Origin of the sequence: Lentibacillus halodurans, from assembly GCF_900112045.1 — a bacterium.
In the GTDB taxonomy this organism is placed as follows: Bacteria; Bacillota; Bacilli; order Bacillales; family Amphibacillaceae; genus Lentibacillus; species Lentibacillus halodurans.
Genome location: NZ_FOJW01000002.1, coordinates 240,146 through 258,668, shown reverse-complemented (window position 1 = coordinate 258,668; position 18,523 = coordinate 240,146). Strand labels below are relative to the sequence as shown.

The 18,523-nt window shown below is 43.7% G+C and carries 18 protein-coding genes and 1 riboswitch; of the genes, 2 read left to right on the top strand and 16 right to left on the bottom strand.

The genetic code is table 11. From position 1 onward, the window contains the following. Nucleotides 1-18: 18 nt before the first annotated feature. The 14 genes from BM195_RS03900 to BM195_RS18205 form a co-directional block, all read right to left on the bottom strand. Entirely contained in the window at nt 19-1,371 is a 1,353-nt protein-coding gene (locus BM195_RS03900) for a hypothetical protein (protein ID WP_090233902.1), read from the bottom strand. Nucleotides 1,372-1,403: 32 nt separating this feature from the next. Beyond that, a complete protein-coding gene (locus BM195_RS03895) occupies nt 1,404-2,561 on the bottom strand; it encodes an NAD(P)/FAD-dependent oxidoreductase (protein WP_170848141.1) in 1,158 nt (385 codons plus the stop codon). Nucleotides 2,562-2,574: 13 nt separating this feature from the next. Next, nucleotides 2,575-3,780, bottom strand: coding sequence for an NAD(P)/FAD-dependent oxidoreductase (locus BM195_RS03890; protein ID WP_170848140.1), 1,206 nt, complete (start codon nt 3,778-3,780; stop codon nt 2,575-2,577). Next, a complete protein-coding gene (locus BM195_RS03885; RefSeq protein WP_342028010.1) occupies nt 3,777-4,076 on the bottom strand; it encodes a (2Fe-2S)-binding protein in 300 nt (99 codons plus the stop codon). The genes BM195_RS03890 and BM195_RS03885 overlap by 4 nt, the downstream gene beginning before the upstream one ends. 2 nt (nt 4,077-4,078) lie before the next feature. Continuing rightward, a complete protein-coding gene (locus BM195_RS03880) occupies nt 4,079-4,354 on the bottom strand; it encodes a (2Fe-2S)-binding protein (RefSeq protein WP_090233888.1) in 276 nt (91 codons plus the stop codon). Between the two features lie 172 nt (nt 4,355-4,526). Then, nucleotides 4,527-5,264 carry a YqjF family protein gene (locus BM195_RS03875; protein ID WP_090233885.1) on the bottom strand — a complete coding sequence of 246 codons (738 nt, stop codon included), beginning with the start codon at nt 5,262-5,264 and terminating at the stop codon, nt 4,527-4,529. A gap of 533 nt (nt 5,265-5,797) precedes the next feature. Further along, nucleotides 5,798-6,955 carry an acetylornithine transaminase gene (locus BM195_RS03870; RefSeq protein ID WP_090233881.1) on the bottom strand — a complete coding sequence of 386 codons (1,158 nt, stop codon included), beginning with the start codon at nt 6,953-6,955 and terminating at the stop codon, nt 5,798-5,800. 1 nt (nt 6,956) lies between these two features. Further along, the gene (gene argB / locus BM195_RS03865) at nt 6,957-7,727 is read right to left on the bottom strand and encodes an acetylglutamate kinase (RefSeq protein WP_090233879.1); all 771 of its coding nucleotides are present in this window, start codon (nt 7,725-7,727) and stop codon (nt 6,957-6,959) included. Between the two features lie 13 nt (nt 7,728-7,740). Continuing rightward, nucleotides 7,741-8,943, bottom strand: a complete 1,203-nt coding sequence (argJ, locus tag BM195_RS03860) for a bifunctional glutamate N-acetyltransferase/amino-acid acetyltransferase ArgJ (RefSeq protein WP_090234180.1) — start codon at nt 8,941-8,943, stop codon at nt 7,741-7,743. Between the two features lie 53 nt (nt 8,944-8,996). Then, the gene (gene argC, locus BM195_RS03855) at nt 8,997-10,034 is read right to left on the bottom strand and encodes an N-acetyl-gamma-glutamyl-phosphate reductase (RefSeq protein ID WP_090233876.1); all 1,038 of its coding nucleotides are present in this window, start codon (nt 10,032-10,034) and stop codon (nt 8,997-8,999) included. A 327-nt stretch (nt 10,035-10,361) separates the two neighbouring features. Beyond that, nucleotides 10,362-11,327, bottom strand: coding sequence for an ornithine cyclodeaminase family protein (locus BM195_RS03850; protein WP_090233873.1), 966 nt, complete (start codon nt 11,325-11,327; stop codon nt 10,362-10,364). Nucleotides 11,328-11,954: 627 nt separating this feature from the next. Continuing rightward, on the bottom strand, nt 11,955-13,247 hold the full coding sequence (locus BM195_RS03845; RefSeq protein ID WP_090233870.1) for a nucleobase:cation symporter-2 family protein: 1,293 nt from the start codon (nt 13,245-13,247) through the stop codon (nt 11,955-11,957). After that, the gene (locus BM195_RS03840; RefSeq protein ID WP_090233868.1) at nt 13,244-13,834 is read right to left on the bottom strand and encodes a xanthine phosphoribosyltransferase; all 591 of its coding nucleotides are present in this window, start codon (nt 13,832-13,834) and stop codon (nt 13,244-13,246) included. Before BM195_RS03840 ends, BM195_RS03845 begins: the two co-directional genes overlap by 4 nt. 135 nt (nt 13,835-13,969) lie before the next feature. Beyond that, complete coding sequence (locus BM195_RS18205; RefSeq protein WP_170848139.1) at nt 13,970-14,122, bottom strand: hypothetical protein; 153 nt, start codon at nt 14,120-14,122, stop codon at nt 13,970-13,972. A 72-nt stretch (nt 14,123-14,194) separates the two neighbouring features. Further along, a riboswitch (purine riboswitch) is annotated at nt 14,195-14,296 on the bottom strand. A 183-nt stretch (nt 14,297-14,479) separates the two neighbouring features. On the opposite strand from BM195_RS18205, the gene guaC reads away from it, so the two are divergent. Continuing rightward, nucleotides 14,480-15,463 (top strand): GMP reductase, encoded by a 984-nt coding sequence (gene guaC, locus BM195_RS03835; protein WP_090233865.1) that lies wholly within the window; start codon nt 14,480-14,482, stop codon nt 15,461-15,463. Nucleotides 15,464-15,838: 375 nt separating this feature from the next. Here guaC and BM195_RS03830 read toward each other — a convergent pair whose 3' ends face one another. After that, nucleotides 15,839-16,837 carry an LLM class flavin-dependent oxidoreductase gene (locus tag BM195_RS03830; RefSeq protein ID WP_090233862.1) on the bottom strand — a complete coding sequence of 333 codons (999 nt, stop codon included), beginning with the start codon at nt 16,835-16,837 and terminating at the stop codon, nt 15,839-15,841. Nucleotides 16,838-17,025: 188 nt separating this feature from the next. Here BM195_RS03830 and BM195_RS03825 point away from each other — a divergent pair, with 188 nt between their 5' ends. Beyond that, nucleotides 17,026-18,261, top strand: coding sequence for a dicarboxylate/amino acid:cation symporter (locus tag BM195_RS03825; protein ID WP_090233859.1), 1,236 nt, complete (start codon nt 17,026-17,028; stop codon nt 18,259-18,261). Between the two features lie 54 nt (nt 18,262-18,315). Here BM195_RS03825 and BM195_RS03820 read toward each other — a convergent pair whose 3' ends face one another. Continuing rightward, a complete protein-coding gene (locus BM195_RS03820) occupies nt 18,316-18,516 on the bottom strand; it encodes a hypothetical protein (RefSeq protein WP_090233856.1) in 201 nt (66 codons plus the stop codon). Nucleotides 18,517-18,523: the final 7 nt, after the last annotated feature.

Here is an 18,523-nt window from a genome sequence, read left to right as displayed (position 1 = left end):
ATCTTCTCTTCCGACATGTCAGATAAACCATACAATTAATCCGATGGCCAAAAAATATAGTGAATTGGGCAACGCCAGAAACATCACTTTGAGCGGATCAACCTTTTGATTTAAAATTCCGCCAATAAGCCCGCAAACAACAAATGCTGTCAGCCCGACCGGCGGCATATTCTGACCCGCCGCCGCAATATGAGATGCGCCTAAAGCAATCAATGTTGGGTCTGTATTCAAACTTTCCAGCATTGGCCCGAGAAAAGTCATGATAACCGATTGTGCGGTTGTTTGTGATCCTGTCAGCATTCCGATCACAACCATCCCGAAAGCACCGCCCGCTTTAACCATGGATGATGTCAAACTCTCGGTCATAAGCGCAACCTTATCAATTAGTCCTGATGCGTAAAAGACACCCACCATAATCCCCGCAGAAATCTGGATTTGCACGGTCTTGTTCACGTTTGCCAGCCCGTTTTTAATCACTCCTTTTGTTTCGTTTCGGACAGAAGGGAACAATAAGCTTACGAGAATCGCAATAATGATGGCGCTCACGACTTGAAAGGTGACCCCCTGTAAAATCGGTATACCCTTCAGCTGGTCCATGGCAGCAGCAAGGAAGGTAAACTCGGTGAAAATATCATAATCAAACAGCGTATTGGCCATTACAATCACCATTAATACAAAAAGTGGGATTAATGTTTTCCATCTTCCCTTCAAAATTTGAAATACTGACTGTTCCGGAATTAATTCTGAGGGCATTTTTTTACCGCGGACGAAACGAAACGATTCCAGAATGGCAAAAGTAGCACCAAGCGTAACCGTGATGAATGCAAGCTTTATGACAGGATTGGGATCAACACCTACGAGAGAGGCTGACAAAAAGACACCTTGTGTAATGGGAGGCATAATCGAACCGATGGAAGCACCCAGCAGGATAATCATACCGATCTGTTCCGGCTTTAATTTCAATTCTGTCAGTGAATGGATAACGAGGAATCCAATGACAGTGGCTGCAGCGATTGCGTCACCAAGGAAAGAACCGCCAATAATCAATGATATAAATATAGCAATAATCAATCCTCTTGGTGAGTTGCCAAATACAGCACGCAAGCTGTTCAAAGTTGTATCCATGGCACCCAATTTAACTTGGGCTTCGGCATAGAGACTTCCGAAAATAGACAACATAATGACCCAGGACAAACGATCAATGCCATCAACGAACGCAAACAAAGTTTCACCTGGATTAAGCCCTGATATAACCGCCGATGAGACCGCAGCCACCATCAATGCAATCCGTATATCTCCGCCGATCCAGGGAATTTTCTGTACCAAAGCAATGACAAATAACAGCACAAGTGGTACGACAATTTCAATCAAGCATACCAGCTCCTTGTTTTATTAAAACTAAACTATACTGCCTGCAGACGATCCAGACGTAAAGGCTTTAATAAATCTTGATATTGCTCCTGGTTTTCTAGTAAACCTGCAACCAAATGACCAGTAATCGGCGCAAGTGCAATGCCATCCCCTTCATGACCCGCTGCTATAATAAACCCTTCCACTTCCTTTGCTTGATCGATTATCGGCAGGCCGTCACCGGTAAAAGGCCTGAACCCGACCATGGAACGGATAACCTTTACGTTGTGTAACACTGGTGCTATTCGGCTTGCATGTTTGGCGATTGCCGAAAGCACTTCAGGTCCAACAGATTTATCAAACCCTTTAAATTCCCGGCTGCCTCCGATTAATAGATTTCCACTGGCGGTCTGCCCTAAAGACAGACCTATGCCATAAGAAGGCATATCATACGTATCACTGGCAGCATGCTTAGCAGCTATATATTGGGAACATAGTATATTTCCATGAATCATGGGATTCATTTTTTCCGTAATAAGAATTGCACCACGTCGCGGCATAATGGTGAGGCCAACCCCCGCCATTTCGGCAATTTTGGAAGCAAATGGCCCTGCTGCATTGACAACGGTCCCAGTAGCAATATGTCCATGCGAAGTCTGTACCCCCACCACTTTTTGATGTTCGCACAGAATATCGATTACTTCTGTGTGTGTCCGCATCTCGACGCCACGCCGTTTAGCCGCTCGTGCAAACGCCTGGCTCAATAATAATGGATTCACTTCTGCATCTTGAGAACACCAGGATGCACCAATGATATGAGATGATAGACTTGGCTGCCATGCGTGTACTTCTTGACGATCTAACAATCTTACATCCATTCCAGCTTTACGCCGCTCTTTCACAAACTTTTTCATGGCCTCCATATGCGCTTCCGACTCCATAACAATCATACCGCCGTTTGTCTTGAATTCGATGGACATGCCCAGTTCTTCTTCCAGGTTTTCATAGATTTCTCGGCTCGCCTTTGCCAGTTTAATTGGAAATCCGGGTTTCTTGGATTGCAGAAAAATGGCTTTATCACATGAACCGGATGTTTGCGCACCAATCTCGCCTTGCTCGATCAGGACCACTTTTCTATATTCCGCCAAACGGTAAGCAATCGATGTTCCAATGACACCACCGCCGATGACGACCGCATCCGCTGTGTTCAACCAACCACCCCCATCATTTGTTCTTATGTGCATACCATAATTGTGCCGACTTTTCCCTGCCATACTCAATGTTTTGCCGAAATTTAATCAGAGCATGCTGTCTGGCAGCTTCCACTTTGTCCTGTGCTATTTTAATAGATTCCCGACTGTTCTCCAGAAGCCCCAGTCTTGCAATGATTGTTGTTCCGGCAAGCTCCCCCTGTGCCATCGCAACCTTGGCGCCTTCAATCCCGGTAATGTTGCCTGCTACAAAAATACCATCCCGTGTCGTTTCCATTTCCGGACTGTGCAGCGGAATATGCCCTCCCAATTCTTCAATACATACAAATTCACATCCAACTGCAGCCACCAGTTCTGATAATGGATAAAGGCCTCCTGAAATGCATACACAGTCCACATCAACTGTTTTTGTACTCTCTCTTTTGGGTTGCCCTTCCTGATCAGTTTTGACTGTCTTAATCTGTTCAACCTGCTCAACACCCTCGATGGTCAGGACAGTTTTTTTAAGGTAAAGCGGGATCCCCCAAACATTCATGCCAAAACCCGGATAAAACTTGGCAGCAATATTTTTCATAAATGGATTTTTCAGCATTTTTCCTGCGATCTTCAACATTCTGTTTGGTGCAAGATGCGACATACGGGACAAAACTTCAATTACATGTATTGGTGCAGATTGATCGGAAGTAAACTCATTCGATGGAGCAGCAAAAATACCTGCTACCGTTACCCCTGCCATACTTAATTCATGCGCAACAGCCAGTGACAAGGGGTCAACACCAATTATTGCAACTTTATTACCTGGTTTGACACGGTAGTAATTTGTCAATGTCTGTGCCGCCCCGATCGCCATGACGCCCGGTTTCGTCCATCCAGGGATAGGTATTGCTTTTTCCGCCGCTCCCGTTGCAATCAGCACATTATCGGCCTGCAGTTCTTCCCCGTTATGCAGCATTACTTTCCAATGCGGAAAAATCCCCCAGACAATTTTTTCAGGAAAAAATTCAATATCCAGCTTTTGAGCTGATGCCGCTATTTCCCGGGCAATTTTACTGCCAATCCACCAGCCCAACTGCGGTTCTTCATGTAATTGCCCTAATAATTTGCCGCCTGCCACCGGATTTTCATCGACCATTGCCACATCTGCACCATATGATGCAGCCTTAATCGCCGCACTCATACCGGCAGGTCCTGCACCAATCACCACCAAATCATATGTCATAAGAATTCTCCGGTTTGGTATCGGATGTGCATCCCATCTTTTACATTGGTAATACATGCCCTGACACTTCTTTCACCATCAACCATTACGCGACATTCATAACAATGGCCGATCCCGCAGTAAATTCCGCGTGGTTCATGACATTTTTCCGAGTAACGTAAAATACGAATATTATGAGCAAGCAATGCCGCCGCAATTGACTCTCCTTCATACGCCTCATAATTGAGACCGTTATACGTGATCGTGACAGCGTCCTTATCCTGTTTTCCAAGTATCGGATGCTCATTTATTCGCATTATCATAGATCCTTTCCAGTTTCAGCTAATTCAATCACACTGAGTGGACGGACTGGATGATGACTCTTCAAATCTGGGCTCGGAAGCCTTGTTCCTCCTGTATAAAACGAAATGACTTGCTCCAGAAGTGGACGACATATTCTTCCCTGACATACCCCCATCCCAACCCTTGTTTTTAGTTTCAATGCCTTTGATGTGACAGCTCCATGTTCAAGTTCACGAACAACCTCACTTCGCATAACTTCTTCACACCGGCAAATGACTGTATCAGTGCCCATCAATTTCACCACTCTTTTCAGAATAAAGTTCACGACTAAAAGAAGTCCTACGATTAAATTTATGAATTATGGGAATATTTAATACATAAATTGCCCATAAAACAACAGGATAATCCGAAAGTGGGAGGATTGGGGACAATGCAGGAATAGAAATTTGTTCCGGAAAAACCTTTTAGATCATTTCTCTTCGGATCAACCAAATCAAAGCAATTTGGGATAATGCATAGTGTGCAAGAAAACCCGAATTTAAAAAGTTATTGGGCCATAATGTTGTCAATGACTGCTCCATATTCACTGCCGCCTTTTTGACAGTCCATTGTTTATGGTGAATTACTCCCCGATAAAGTGAACCATTCCGGTATGTCCATAGAAAATACCGCTCGATCAGCCAATACTCAAGGCTGCCTTTTTCTGGATGGAAAAATTCACCGGTTGGCTCATACCTTGCTCTCAGGATTCCAGCAGTCTTTCCACGTCGTTCACTGTCAACACAAATATAACCATTTCGCCTTTTCATTGACATGTCTGCATAATAAGATGGCAATGTTGCTACTTTTGAACCTAGAATCATGAGCAGTTGATTTTCATCCACACTAAAAAAGTAAACACCTTTTATACCATTTCGCTTTACATATGTCCGGACATTTATTTGTAAGAAAGAGCCTATAAAAGGGAAGAGTGGCATTTTGCGCAAGCGTATTTTACTGACCTTAAAGGGAATGATGCTGATCCATGCTTTACTATTAAACGTATCCAGTACAAGTCCCTGCGGAAGGTACTCCTCAAGCACATGCGGCTGGATAGGACGATGTATGAACAATAAATGATCCCACTGCTGCATCATAATCCACGGATCTTGAGGCAGCGGGCAATCACGATGTGCAGTACTGTTTAATATATCCTGATACATCTGTTTTTCCCTCTTCTCGTATCATCTGATCCTAGTATGTGCAACAAAACATCTGTAAAAACCTTATAATAGTTGGAATTCTGTATATAGGTGGTTATTGATGAATCCTGATGTGCGACTGGAATTTCACAGTACAACAGATACAACAAAAGTGACATGATGTAATGAATTGTTGCATAAGAAGGTAAAACAAATTTGGAAAGCAATATTGCTTAATCGCGCTAATCATGTTTAAGTTGGAATTACTTTACAATAGGCAAAATAGTGGCAATGGTCGTCAATTATTATCTTGTCTGTTGCCGGGCTTTTGATTGGGTTGTTCTTATATTAGGTCACTTTAACTAAAAACACCCTATCATTAATTTAATAACCAAAAGGAGGCTGGGACAAAAGAATGTTTATAAAACAAAAATCGGACAAACAAAGCAAGGTATACCCTTCTGCAGAAATATACATTGCTAAAATGGACTATTTGGGCCGTCTTTTAATCCCCTTTACTTTAGTTATCTCCCAACCTCTTTTCCCAGTCGTACTTATGAGATATATGCTTTCTCATCAGTCAGTACTTCACGAATCAATTGTACAGCCGCATCCATCTCCTTTTTACTCACAGTCAGCGGCGGTAAAAGACGGATGACATTAGGGCCGGCACTTAAGACAAGCAGTCCTTTATCAAGGAGTAATTCAATAACCGGAGTCACATCCTGGCTGCATTCAATCCCTAGCATCAATCCTGTGCCGCGAACGGACGAGACAACCGGGAGCTGCCCAACTGATTCATTCAGGGTTGCCAGCAAATACATGCCTTTCTCCGTCACCTCTTGTAAAAATTCATCCTGAGAAACATGCTTTAACACAGCCTGAGCCGCGGCCATAGCAAGGGGATTTCCCCCGAAAGTTGCAGCATGGCTTCCGGGCCCCAAAACATCACGCAGTGTCTGTTTCGCGATCATGGCTCCAACTGGAATACCATTGGCAAGTCCTTTAGCTGATGTGATAATATCCGGGGTGATCCCGTAATGCTGGTATGCAAATGGTTTTCCTGTCCGACCGATACCCGTCTGCACTTCATCAACGATCAGCAGCACATCACTTTCCTGGCATATATGAGCGAGTTCACGCACAAAGTCGAGATCGGCTATATTAATACCCCCTTCACCCTGGATCAATTCCAACATGACGGCGGCCGTATCACTGTCCACGGCTTTTTTGACGGCATTGCTGTCGTTAAACGGGACATAACTGAACGTCTCAAGCATAGGACCGAATCCGGAATGAATTTTCTCCTGACCGGTTGCTGCCATAGACCCTAACGTACGTCCATGAAACGATTGCTCAAACGAAATGATTTTATGTTTACCGGTTGCCTTGCGTGCCAATTTGATCGCAGCTTCATTGGCTTCAGTGCCACTGTTACAGAAAAACACATGTTCACCTGCACTATGCTGAACGAGGGAATCTGCGACCTCTTCCTGAATGGGGTTATGGTATAAGTTGGATACATGCCAGTAGTGATTCAGCTGATTTTCCAGTGCTTGCTGGACGTCCGGATGACGGTGACCGAGATTACAGACACCAATTCCCGACCCAAAATCCAGATAAGTGTTACCTTCCGTATCCTCAACAACTGTTCCTGATGCCTGTTTTGCAGACAAATCAAATCGCTTATAAGTTGGAAAAAGTGCTGACACGTTATACAGCCTCCCCTGATTTTGTAATCATTGTTCCGGTGAAACCAGCGTCATTGATCACCTGATTCGCATCGGCGATCATAACGTTATGCAGATTATGATTTAAACAGGCTATCGCCGCTTTCACCTTTGGGATCATGCCGCCATGAATGACCCCTCTGACAATGAGATCTTCTATTTCAGCTTCTGATGCTGAATGAAGCAATCCCTCTTCTTTGATGATGCCTGGCACATCTGTTACAAAGATAAGCTTGCCGGCACCTGTAGCCTGTGCAATAGCACCGGCGGCAGTATCGGCATTCACGTTATACCTGTCAGCGTTTTTGCCAGCAGCAATCGGAGCAATCACCGGTACGATTTCTTGTTCGAGTATGCGCTCTAAAAACAGTGTATTAACATCTACAACATCACCAACATAGCCATATATTTGAAAATTCTTTGGCACGGCGGTGATCAGATTAGCATCAGAACCGGAAAGTCCCACCGCCTGTATGCCGGACACATTCAATTTTCGAGTGATAGTATTATTGATTTGACCGGACAGCACCATCTCAACGACATTCATGGCAGCAGCGGAGGTCGTCCGAAGCCCGTTAATGAATGTGAACGGCACACCAAGTTTATCAAGCAGTTTCTGAATCGCAGGTCCGCCCCCATGCACAATAATTGGTTTAACCCCATTTTGCTGCAGTGTTGCTATGTTATGGAAAAATTGTTCTGACAAACCGTCAACGATACTGCCGCCGCATTTAATCACAGCGATTTCAGCCATTATGACACCCCCCTCACGTCCGGTAGCTGGCATTAATGCGAACATAATCATATGTCAAATCACAGCCCCACGCTTTGCCGGCTCCACTCTCGACGTTCAGATCAACCTTTATTGTGATATCATCATTCATGAGATAATCGGATACTTCCGCTTCTGAAAATGGCATTGGCTGACTGTTTTGCAACAGCTGGATGGATCCTATTGATGCATCAATTGTTTGAGCATTAATATCTGCCCCGCTGCGGCCAATCGCAGCAATTAGCCTTCCCCAATTTGGGTCTGCCCCATAAACAGCCGTTTTGACCAGCGAGGAACCGACAACTGTTTTAGCCACTTTGACCGCCTGTGCATCATTACGAGCGCCTGTTACGTCAACTTCAATCAATTTTGTGGCACCTTCACCATCACGAGCAATCATTTTCGCTAAATCCTCACACGTCTGTTTTAACAGCCCGGCAAATTTATCCCAGTCATTATGCTCCGGGGTCAGACTTTCATTTCCTGCCTTTCCGCTTGCCATTACGAGCACCATGTCATTCGTCGAAGTATCACCGTCAACCGTAATACAATTGAACGTCTTATCCGTTACATCCTCCAGTGCCATCTGAAGCATATCCGGTTCAATGGCCGCATCAGTTGTCACGAATGCCAGCATCGTTCCCATATTCGGCTCAATCATGCCCGAACCTTTTGCCGACCCTGCCATGGTTACGGTTTTATCGCCGACTGTTATCTGGTGGCATATGGATTTTGTCACGGTATCTGTCGTCAAAATCGCTTCATTGAATGCTGATGCGTTTTCTTCACCTGCCTCTGGATGAAGATGTTCGATATTCGGAATAATTTTATTCATCGGCATATCAAGACCTATAATACCTGTTGAAGAGACTGCCACAGCATATTCCGGTAATGAAAACTGTTCCGCCGTGATACGCCGCATTGTATAAGCATCCTTTTCTCCCTGTTTTCCTGTACAGGCATTGGCGTTGCCGCTGTTGACAATCACAGCCTGCAGTTTTCCTTCTTTAGCAATGCTATCCTTCGTAACCGTTAATGGTGCTGCCTTGATGACATTTTGCGTATATAACGCAGCAGCACTTGCCGGCACGTCACAATAAATCATGCCAAGATCATTTCGTTTCCGTTTCATACCGGTGTGCATCCCTGCCGCCTGAAACCCGGCCGGTGTTACAATCGTCCCTTTGTCAATTTTCATAATGCTGCCTTCTGTCGTCAGCACCAATTGTTTCTCCCCTTTCGTTTATCCTGCTATGGATATACAGGTGCCAGGTCAAGACCTGTTTTCTCATCAATCCCAAACATCCGGTTCATATTTTGCACAGCCTGACCTGCTGCACCTTTGACCAGATTATCAATAACCGATACGATCATAATCCGGTTCGTTCGTTCATCATATGCCAGTGACAGATCACAAAAATTCGAGCCATAAACTTCTTTAGTGCTTGGGTATGTACCCTTTTTTCTTATTCTAACAAAATAGCAATCTTTATAACTCTCCTGATATAACTCAAATAACTTCTCTGCCGTTATGCTCTCTGGTACATCAATATAAATCGTTGTCATAATCCCCCTCGTCATCGGAACGAGATGTGTACTGAATGTTATCGTACCTGCATTGGAATTCCACCCAGAAAGAACCTGTTCAATTTCGGGGGTATGCTGGTGTTCAAGAACCTTGTAGATTTTCAGATTGTCATTCATCTCCGTGTAGTGTGTTACTGGCACAGCCTTTCTTCCAGCGCCGCTGACACCGGTTTTGGCATCAATGATAATGGACGCGGGATCAATCGGCAGATGTTTAACTAATGGTGCCAGGCCAAGCAATGCTGCCGTCGGATAACAGCCAGGGTTGGCAATCAGTTGTGCATTTCTCACATCGGTATCCAGCCATTCCGCAAGTCCGTATACAGCTTCTTCAAGAATTACTTCATCAGGTGCCTTACTGTTATACCATGCCTCATACTGCCGGGGATCTTTCAGCCGAAAGTCGCCGGACAAATCAATGACACGAATACCATGTTTCAGCAATTCCGGGACAAGCTTAGATGAGACCCCGGATGGAGTTGCCGTAAAGGCAAGGTCTGCATCCTGTGCAATTTGTTCATGGCTAATAGCTTTAAGCTCCTTCCCGGATACAGCCTGCATATGCGGATAGCTGTCTACAATCGATCCTCCCCACTGACTTGATGAATGATATGACTGGACGGTAACCTCGGGGTGCTGCTGTAAAATACGAATAAGCTCTGCTCCTCCATATCCGGTCGCTCCAACAATAGCTGCTTTCATGACGCATTTCCACCTCCCGCACGATATTATTTCTACCTATTATAAAATGAATAAATATAATGTCAAGTGTATATTTATAAGTTACATTCATATTTTTATCTGATCTATAAAGCGATCTCTATTAAGTCGGGTTGAATGCGAAAATGCAAAAAGCGCCCCATCGTAAAGGACGCCTTTTATATTGAATATTTTCTCCGGATTATAAGGATCAGTTTCTGTTGAACAGCCGTATATATTTTTGATCAAACCGTATTCCACTATTAGGGAACTATTGTGAAACCGGTCCGGACAGAATGACTAAAACATAAACACTATCAACCATTCACCCTACATCGACAGCTTCGTTCCAACTCCTTTTTCCTGAGCCTTCTGAAACATCAAATTGGCAACCACAACATCAAATAACGCCATTCCGGTGGTTTTAAACACAACACTCCTTCCTTCATAAGCTGCTAGTTGTGAATGATTTAGTATATGTTGTGACATGGTCAATATGGATTCTTTTTTAATCCAGCCTTTTTCAATTGGGGTAGCAATATCTCCTGATTCTTGGATAGCATGTTCCGTATCAACAATTACATGCTTCGCAATATCGTACAGAGATTCGGGAAATTCACGCATTGTCGGCTGGAAAGAACCGACTCCGATAATTAACTTATTTTTAAGGAGATCTGGATTATTCGGGAGGACAGGGGTGTTTGAAGTCGTAGCCGTTATAACGATATCCACATCCATGATCGCCTCTTCAACGAAATCATGTGCTTTTATCGAAATGTCCGGTCCTATCCATTTTTGCAATGATTCCTTGAAGGCAGGTATTTTCTTTGGTGAACGATTGAAGAGATTGATCGTCTGAATCGGTCTTTCCGTACATGCTGCAATTGCCTGGTAGAGTCCCTGGACCCCTGTTCCAACAATAGCAAGAGAACTGGCACCTTTATCAGCCGAATGACGAACGGCAGAGCCGCCAATGGCACCAGTCCGCATGCCGGTTAACAACGATCCGTTTAAAACACTTTTAATCTCACCAGATTCACTGTTATTCAAAACAACCAGCCCATGCAACGTCGGAAGTGTTTGGTTATTCGGGAACACCGTAACGAGCTTCGTTCCAATTGCATCACCTGTGAAACAAGGCATTAACAGCAGTGTATTGTCATCATTTTTTACCTGCATTCGTTCCGGCATTTGAAATTGACCGGCTTCATAAACACTGTACGTTTTATCAATAGCGTCAATTACATCCTTCATCGTGACAGCTTTCTTAATATTATCTTCGCTTAAAAATAGCATTCTATTAACCCTCCGTCTAATTTTTGTCCAATTATACAACAACGCTTTCAATAATCAACTTATTATTGGCAAAACCATCAAACAGTAAGGAACTTAACCTTGCATGATTATCAACATTTTTTGAAAAAGATTTGAAATTAGATGTCCAGAATCAGAAACAAAGAAAAACAAAGGCAGGAAAAAAGTATATAAGCCAAAGATAAATCTGAACGATAATTCCACTATAATTGGAACAGTTCGGATTTATCTTTTGAGATATGTTTGAAAATTTGTTGAGAATGATATAAGCCCTTTCCGGGAGCACGAGCCGAAGACCCCCGCAGGAAAGAGGTCTTTGCTTTCCGAGGAGGCTGAAGCCGGCCCATGGAAAGCGCAGTATACTGCCGGATTATCGCACGCAACTAAAATCTTGATTGGAGGAGGGGTGCACCAAGACAAATTGTCAATCGTTCGCAGTCGGTATCAACCATGTATAAAGATGTGACTGTTGAAAAAGTAAATGCTGCACTTCCTGCCCTGACATCGTTCGTCGATAGCGTGGAAAATTTTAATTGTATCTCAGCCTCAAATAACGATTTCAATCATTGAAACGATTGAATCTAAACATACTCACTTGGCCTTGACTTATCAGGCACTTTCCTGGTGCACAACAGTTGTTCGTTTTTTCGCTTTCACTGGCGTCATATTGAACACAATATTCAAGACAATTGCTGTCACACTGCCTGCCACAATGCCATTACTTGTCAAAATCTGAATGCCTGACGGAAATTGCTTAAAAAGCTCAGGCACAACTGTCACACCCATGCCCATTCCAACTGAACAGGCAACAATCATTGCGTTCTCGGCAGACTTTGTGATGACACTGCTCAACATTTTAATACCCTGTGCGATGACCATCCCGAACATGGCAATCATGGCGCCACCCAACACCGCAGTAGGAATGATTGTTGTCACAGCCGCTATCTTGGGAATTAATCCTAGCGTCATGAGCATTAGTCCCGTAACCATAATAACCCTGAGTGACTTGACACCGGTCATTTGCATTAGACCGACATTTTGTGAAAAAGCTGTATACGGAAATGCATTGAATATGCCGCCAAACAGAATGGCCAAACCTTCCGCACGATAACCTTTCGTCAGATCGTTTTCTTGTAAATCTTTCTCTGTCATATCCCCGAGTGCAAAATACACACCTGTTGATTCAACCAGGGATACCATGGACACCAGAATCATTGTTAGGATAGCAGACCACTCAAACGTCGGCATCCCAAAATATAATGGCTGAGCAATGTGAAAGTATGATGCCTCCGCAACTGATGAAAAATCAACTTTTCCCATAAATACGGCTGCCATGGTACCGCCAGCCAAACCAAACAGAATGGCAATCGACTGGATGAATCCTTTGGTAAATCGGTAAAGCAAGATAATAAACAATAACGTTCCAAATGCTAACGAAAGATTTGCAATCGAACCGAAATCGGCGGAACCTTCTCCCCCGCCCATATTATGGATGGCGGTGGGAATCAATGTTATACCGATAATGGTAACCACCGTCCCTGTTACAATCGGCGGGAAAAACCTCACCAATTTTCCAAAAAAGCGACTGATAAAAAGCACAAAAACACCTGAAACAATAATAGCACCATAGATGGCCGTAATGCCAAACTCACCACCGATTGTGATCATGGGGCCAACTGCTGTAAAGGTGCAGCCTAAAACAACCGGAAGCCCAATCCCGAAGAACCGATTACGCACAATCTGCAATATCGTTGCGACTCCACACATGAAGATATCAATCGCAACAAGATACGTTAACTGTCCCGATGTTAAGCCAAGTGTCTCCCCTACAATAAGCGGTACTAAAATTGCTCCGGCATACATGGCAAGCAAATGCTGAAAACTTAGTGCTGCTGTTTTCATCGTAATGAATCCTCCTCTGCATTAAACGTTACGACACCGTCAGTCAATGAAGCAATATTCGCCAGTGATTCGATAGGTATCCCGCGCTCCCGTAGCATACTTCCGCCTTCCTGAAATCCCTTTTCAATCACAACCCCAACACCTGCCAGGGAAGCATTTGCTTGTTGAACAATATTCACCAATCCGAGCACCGCCTGTCCATTTGCCATAATGTCATCAATAATCAGCACAACATCACCTGTGCACAAGTAATCCTTTGACACCGAAATTTCATTTGTCTGTCCTTTTGTATAGGAATGAACATCCGCTGAATAAAGATTTTCCTTCAATGTGAGCGACTTGTGTTTCCTTGCAAAAATCACCGGAACATCCATGCTCAATCCTGCCATAACAGCCGGTGCAATACCAGATGATTCAAGCGTCAGGATTTTCGTAATACCGGCACCTGTAAAACGAGAGGCAAATTCCTCCCCGATTGCCTTTATTAAAACTGGATCAACCTGATGATTCAGGAACGCATCCACCTTGATAACCGAATCGGATAGTACCTTTCCTTCTGATAAAATTGTCTGTTTTAATGCCTCCATCTTGATCTCCTTTCATGAAATAAAAAACCCGAAAAACAAGCTCCCACTCAAACTATGAGGAAAGCATTGCTTTTCGGGCAGCCGATTATAACGCGAGGTCCGCGAAAAGCCTTTTTCTTCGTCAACACATCGTTGTCAAAGCTTTTCTACTCCCGTCGCATTATGAGCACTGGCACGTCCTGTGCGTCCACCGACTAAGTTCGCGACGTCCTCGAAAAAGGAAAGCACTTTTTCTTCGTGCGATGTATCGCTGTCACAGCTTTCCCTGTCCTGTCGCAACGCCGGCATTAGCACGTCCTGTGGGTCGAAAAATCCGAACAATACACAAAGCGGACACACGCTTGCAAACAAGTGTCGTCCCTTTGTCGAGCTTTCTTTCATAGTCGGTTTATTTACGGTAAACCGGTAGAAACTTGCAGACCTTATTCCTGCGATTATATGAAAATCAGCTATTCGATTGCCGTCTATTATAGCATGTCCATTTAAAAAAACAACCCCGATTTATATAAAAATATTCTGTTTATTATCATAGGCATCTTTCTTTCAATTGCTGATTGACACATAAATAAAAGTCATGTATCTTGAATGATAGACGAACATTTATTTTATAATTAATATTAACATTCGTTTTTAGGGGTGTAACCGATGGAAAGTGTATTTGATTATGAAGATATTCAATTAGTACCAGCCAAGTGTGTTGTCAACAGCAGGTCTGAATGTGACACATCAGTTACTTTAGGCGGGTATTCGTTCAACCTGCCTGTCGTGCCTGCGAATATGCAGACAATTATCGACGAGAAGGTTGCACTATATCTGGCAGAAAATAATTATTTCTATATCATGCACCGTTTTGATCCGAAAACAAGACTCAGTTTTGTCAACGATATGCATGCCCGTGGATTGATTGCCTCTATCAGTGTTGGCGTTAAAGAAGAAGAATACAGCTTTATCGAGCAATTGGCGGATGCACATCTGACACCGGAATTCATTACCATCGACATTGCACATGGCCACTCTGATTCTGTTATCAATATGATCCGGTTCATCAAGAACCAGTTGCCTGAGACATTTGTGATCGCAGGAAATGTCGGAACACCGGAAGCAGTAAGAGAGCTGGAACATGCAGGTGCTGATGCGACAAAAGTTGGCATCGGGCCGGGAAAAGTATGCATTACGAAAGTTAAAACAGGTTTTGGAACAGGTGGATGGCAGCTGGCTGCGCTCAAATGGTGTGCCAAAGCAGCAAGCAAACCGATCATTGCCGACGGTGGCATCCGAACACATGGTGATATTGCAAAATCAATCCGTTTTGGTGCTTCGATGGTTATGATTGGTTCCCTATTCGCCGGTCATGAAGAATCACCGGGCGAAACAGTTGAACAAGAAGGCAAACGTTATAAAGAATACTTTGGCTCAGCCTCAGAATTCCAAAAAGGTGAAAAGAAGAATGTGGAAGGCAAAAAGATGTACGTGGAACACAAAGGTTCACTGGAAGATACTCTGACTGAAATGAAGCAGGATCTGCAGTCCGCTATCTCCTATGCAGGAGGCAAAGAATTGCAGGCAATCCGTTATGTTGATTATGTTGTCGTCAAAAATTCAATTTTTAACGGGGATAAGATTTATTAGGATTGCGTGTTCGCTTCATATGGCAGAAGCTGTCACAGTTGGGGCGTCATTTGGTTTACAAAATTAAAGAGGCTGAGACATAACTAAAGTAAGGGGCTTAAAAGACGACCAATAGTCCATTTTAGCGAGGAAATATACGTAGACGCCAGCGGGAGGAAGTGAGACCCTGCAGTGCGAATGCACGCGGAGGCTCACTAGCCGCCCGCGAAAGCGACGAGCGCAAACTACGAGTTGCGAGTAGTGCTGATTCTCCGAAATCTCATTCAACACGACGAGCACCAAGTATATTTCCACAGCGGGGTAATCCCTTGCTTTGGTTGTTCGGATTTGTTGTTTTATAAACGTTCCTTTATCCCAGCCTTTTTATATGTACAATCATTCTAAATCAAACACATCGGCCAGTAATCGATATGAATGGACCTTGGCATCGAAATCATAAATATTCGTGATAACCATAAATTCGTCCGTCTGGTAATCATCACCTAGCCGTTCCAATTCCTGTTTGACTTGATCCGGTGTGCCGACCACACATCTGTTACGGTTTTTATGAATCTCCTCCAGTTCTTCCTGCCGAAACGTTCTTTTTTTAACTTCTTCAATCGATGGAACCTTCGTGTCAGAGCCTCTTCCGACATTCAACAGCCACTTGTCCTGACTTAATGCCAGTTCTTCTGCCTCTTCTTCGGTATCTGCACAGACAACAAAAATACAGACGATACTCTTCGGCTGCTCAAAATGTTGGAATGGCTTAAACCTGTTCCTGTATGCTTCTAAAGCCTTCTGTCCATTGACCGGGTTAATAAAGTGGCCAAATACGAACCCTGCCCCGATTTCCGCAGCATTTGCAGCACTTCTTCCGGACAGCCCGAGTACCCACATCGGCGGAACCGTTTTGGTTCTTGGGGCTGCTTTGACCAGACGATAAGCGTGATCTTTTGGCAATGAATTGTGCAGAAACCCTTGCAGATCCCGTAATTGACGTGGAAACTCGCTCATACACTTATAAGCACCGTCCGTCAATGCCATACGTGTATCTTGTGAACCTCCGGGAGAACGTCCGATTCCCAAATCAATCCTGCTAGGAAACAGTGCTTCAAGCAGCTTGAAATTTTCTGCTACCTTATATGGACTGTATTGTGGTAACAGCACCCCGCCGGACCCGACACGGATCTTATTTGTATACGAAGCAATCCGGGCGATCAGGATTTCAGGCGACACACTTGCCAACCCGTTCGTATTATGATGCTCTGCCACCCAATAGCGTGTATATCCCAATTTTTCAGTTACTTTTGCCAGTTTCAGCGTGTTGTTTAATGTCTCCTCGGGACTAAAACCCCGGGAAATTGGTGCCTGATCCAGAACACTTAGTTTCATGGAAGGATGATCTCCTTTCTAATTGATCTCATGATGCTTCTATCATGACATATTCAATAAGAAAATCAGAAAAAATTTGCCTTCTCCCCATTTTTCAAATAATATAGAGTTATTAGAATTATAATAGTTCTCATTTAGATAGACACAACATATTTATTTATTACCACTACTAAGGGGGAAATTTTACAATGGCTGAGAAGGTCAGAAATATTAGCTTGCTGTCACAAATTTTAATTGCTTTTGTAATTGCTATCCTGGCCGGAATTATTTTCGGACCAAGCATTGAAATCGTCCAACCTTTAGGTGACCTATTTCTGCGTCTTATTCAATTTATCATTGTACCTTTGATCGTTTCATCTCTGATTACAGGTGTCGCCAGCACCGGAAGTATGGAAACACTGGGAAGAATTGGCGGAAAAACATTTCTCTACTATGTCAGTACAACCTTTGTTGCCGTCAGTATCGGGCTGCTTGCTGCCTTTTTGTTCTCCCCCGGAACAGGGGTGGACATTTCCACTTCAAGGGAAGTACCTGAAGCAACGGAAACAGACGGTGTGGTCAGTGTATTGTTAAACATTATCCCGACAAACCCGATGGAAAGTTTATCAAGTGCAAATATTTTACAAATTATCTTCTTTTCCATTTTCATCGGTATTGGTATTACGATGGTCGGACAAAAAGCGGAACCTGTACAACGCTTCTTTGAAGGATTTGCAGAGATTATGTACAAAATTACCTGGATCATCATGAAACTGATTCCGATTGGTATATTCGGTTTGCTCGCACCAATCATCGGTGAATACGGTCTGTCTGTTTTAATGCCGCTGATTAAGTTAATATCAGTCGTTGCAATTGCCTGTATCATACACGCTCTGGTCACTTATTCTATAGCTGTCAAGACATTTGCGAAAATGAATCCGCTTCAGTTTTTCAAAGGTATTGCACCGGCAAGTCTTGTTGCATTCAGCACACAAAGCAGTTCAGGAACACTGCCGGTCACCATCAAATGTTCTGAAGATAATTTAGGTGTATCGAAAAAGATATCTAGCTTTATTTTGCCTTTGGGTGCAACCATTAATATGGATGGAACATCACTTTATTTAAGTATAGCTACCCTTTTTACAGCTCAAGCCTACGGTGTTGAATTAACCTTTACACAAATTATGATCGTTGTTCTGATTGGAACATTAGGTTCAATTGGTGCAGCAGGGGTACCGGGGGCAGGCCTGGTTATGCTGACGCTGGTTTTGACAACATTAAATCTGCCGCTGGAGGCTATTGCATTAATTGCGGGTGTTGACCGTTTCATGGATATGTTCCGAACAGCAGTCAACATTACGGGGGATGCTTCAGGGACGGCTGTCATCAATGCGACTGAACAAAAGCGGGATCAACAAATTGAGTCAGATTCTGCAGCTGGCTAAAAAAACGATGGGAGGCGCATGTATCCTTTTCATGCGCCTTTCATAAGCGATTTTTTACGGGGAGTCTTTCAAAGATGGCTTTGCCCCCATATCTTTTTCGGCTTTATTAAATCCTTTATCAAGATTTCCGGCGTTTTCAATATCACCTGACATGCTATAGCCTTCAACCTCAGTGTTTCCTGTTGTTCCGTAAAGTCCCATACCGTTAAGTTCCGTATTGACATTTTCTTTGACTTTTTTCTTCTTGTCAGCCAAATGGTTC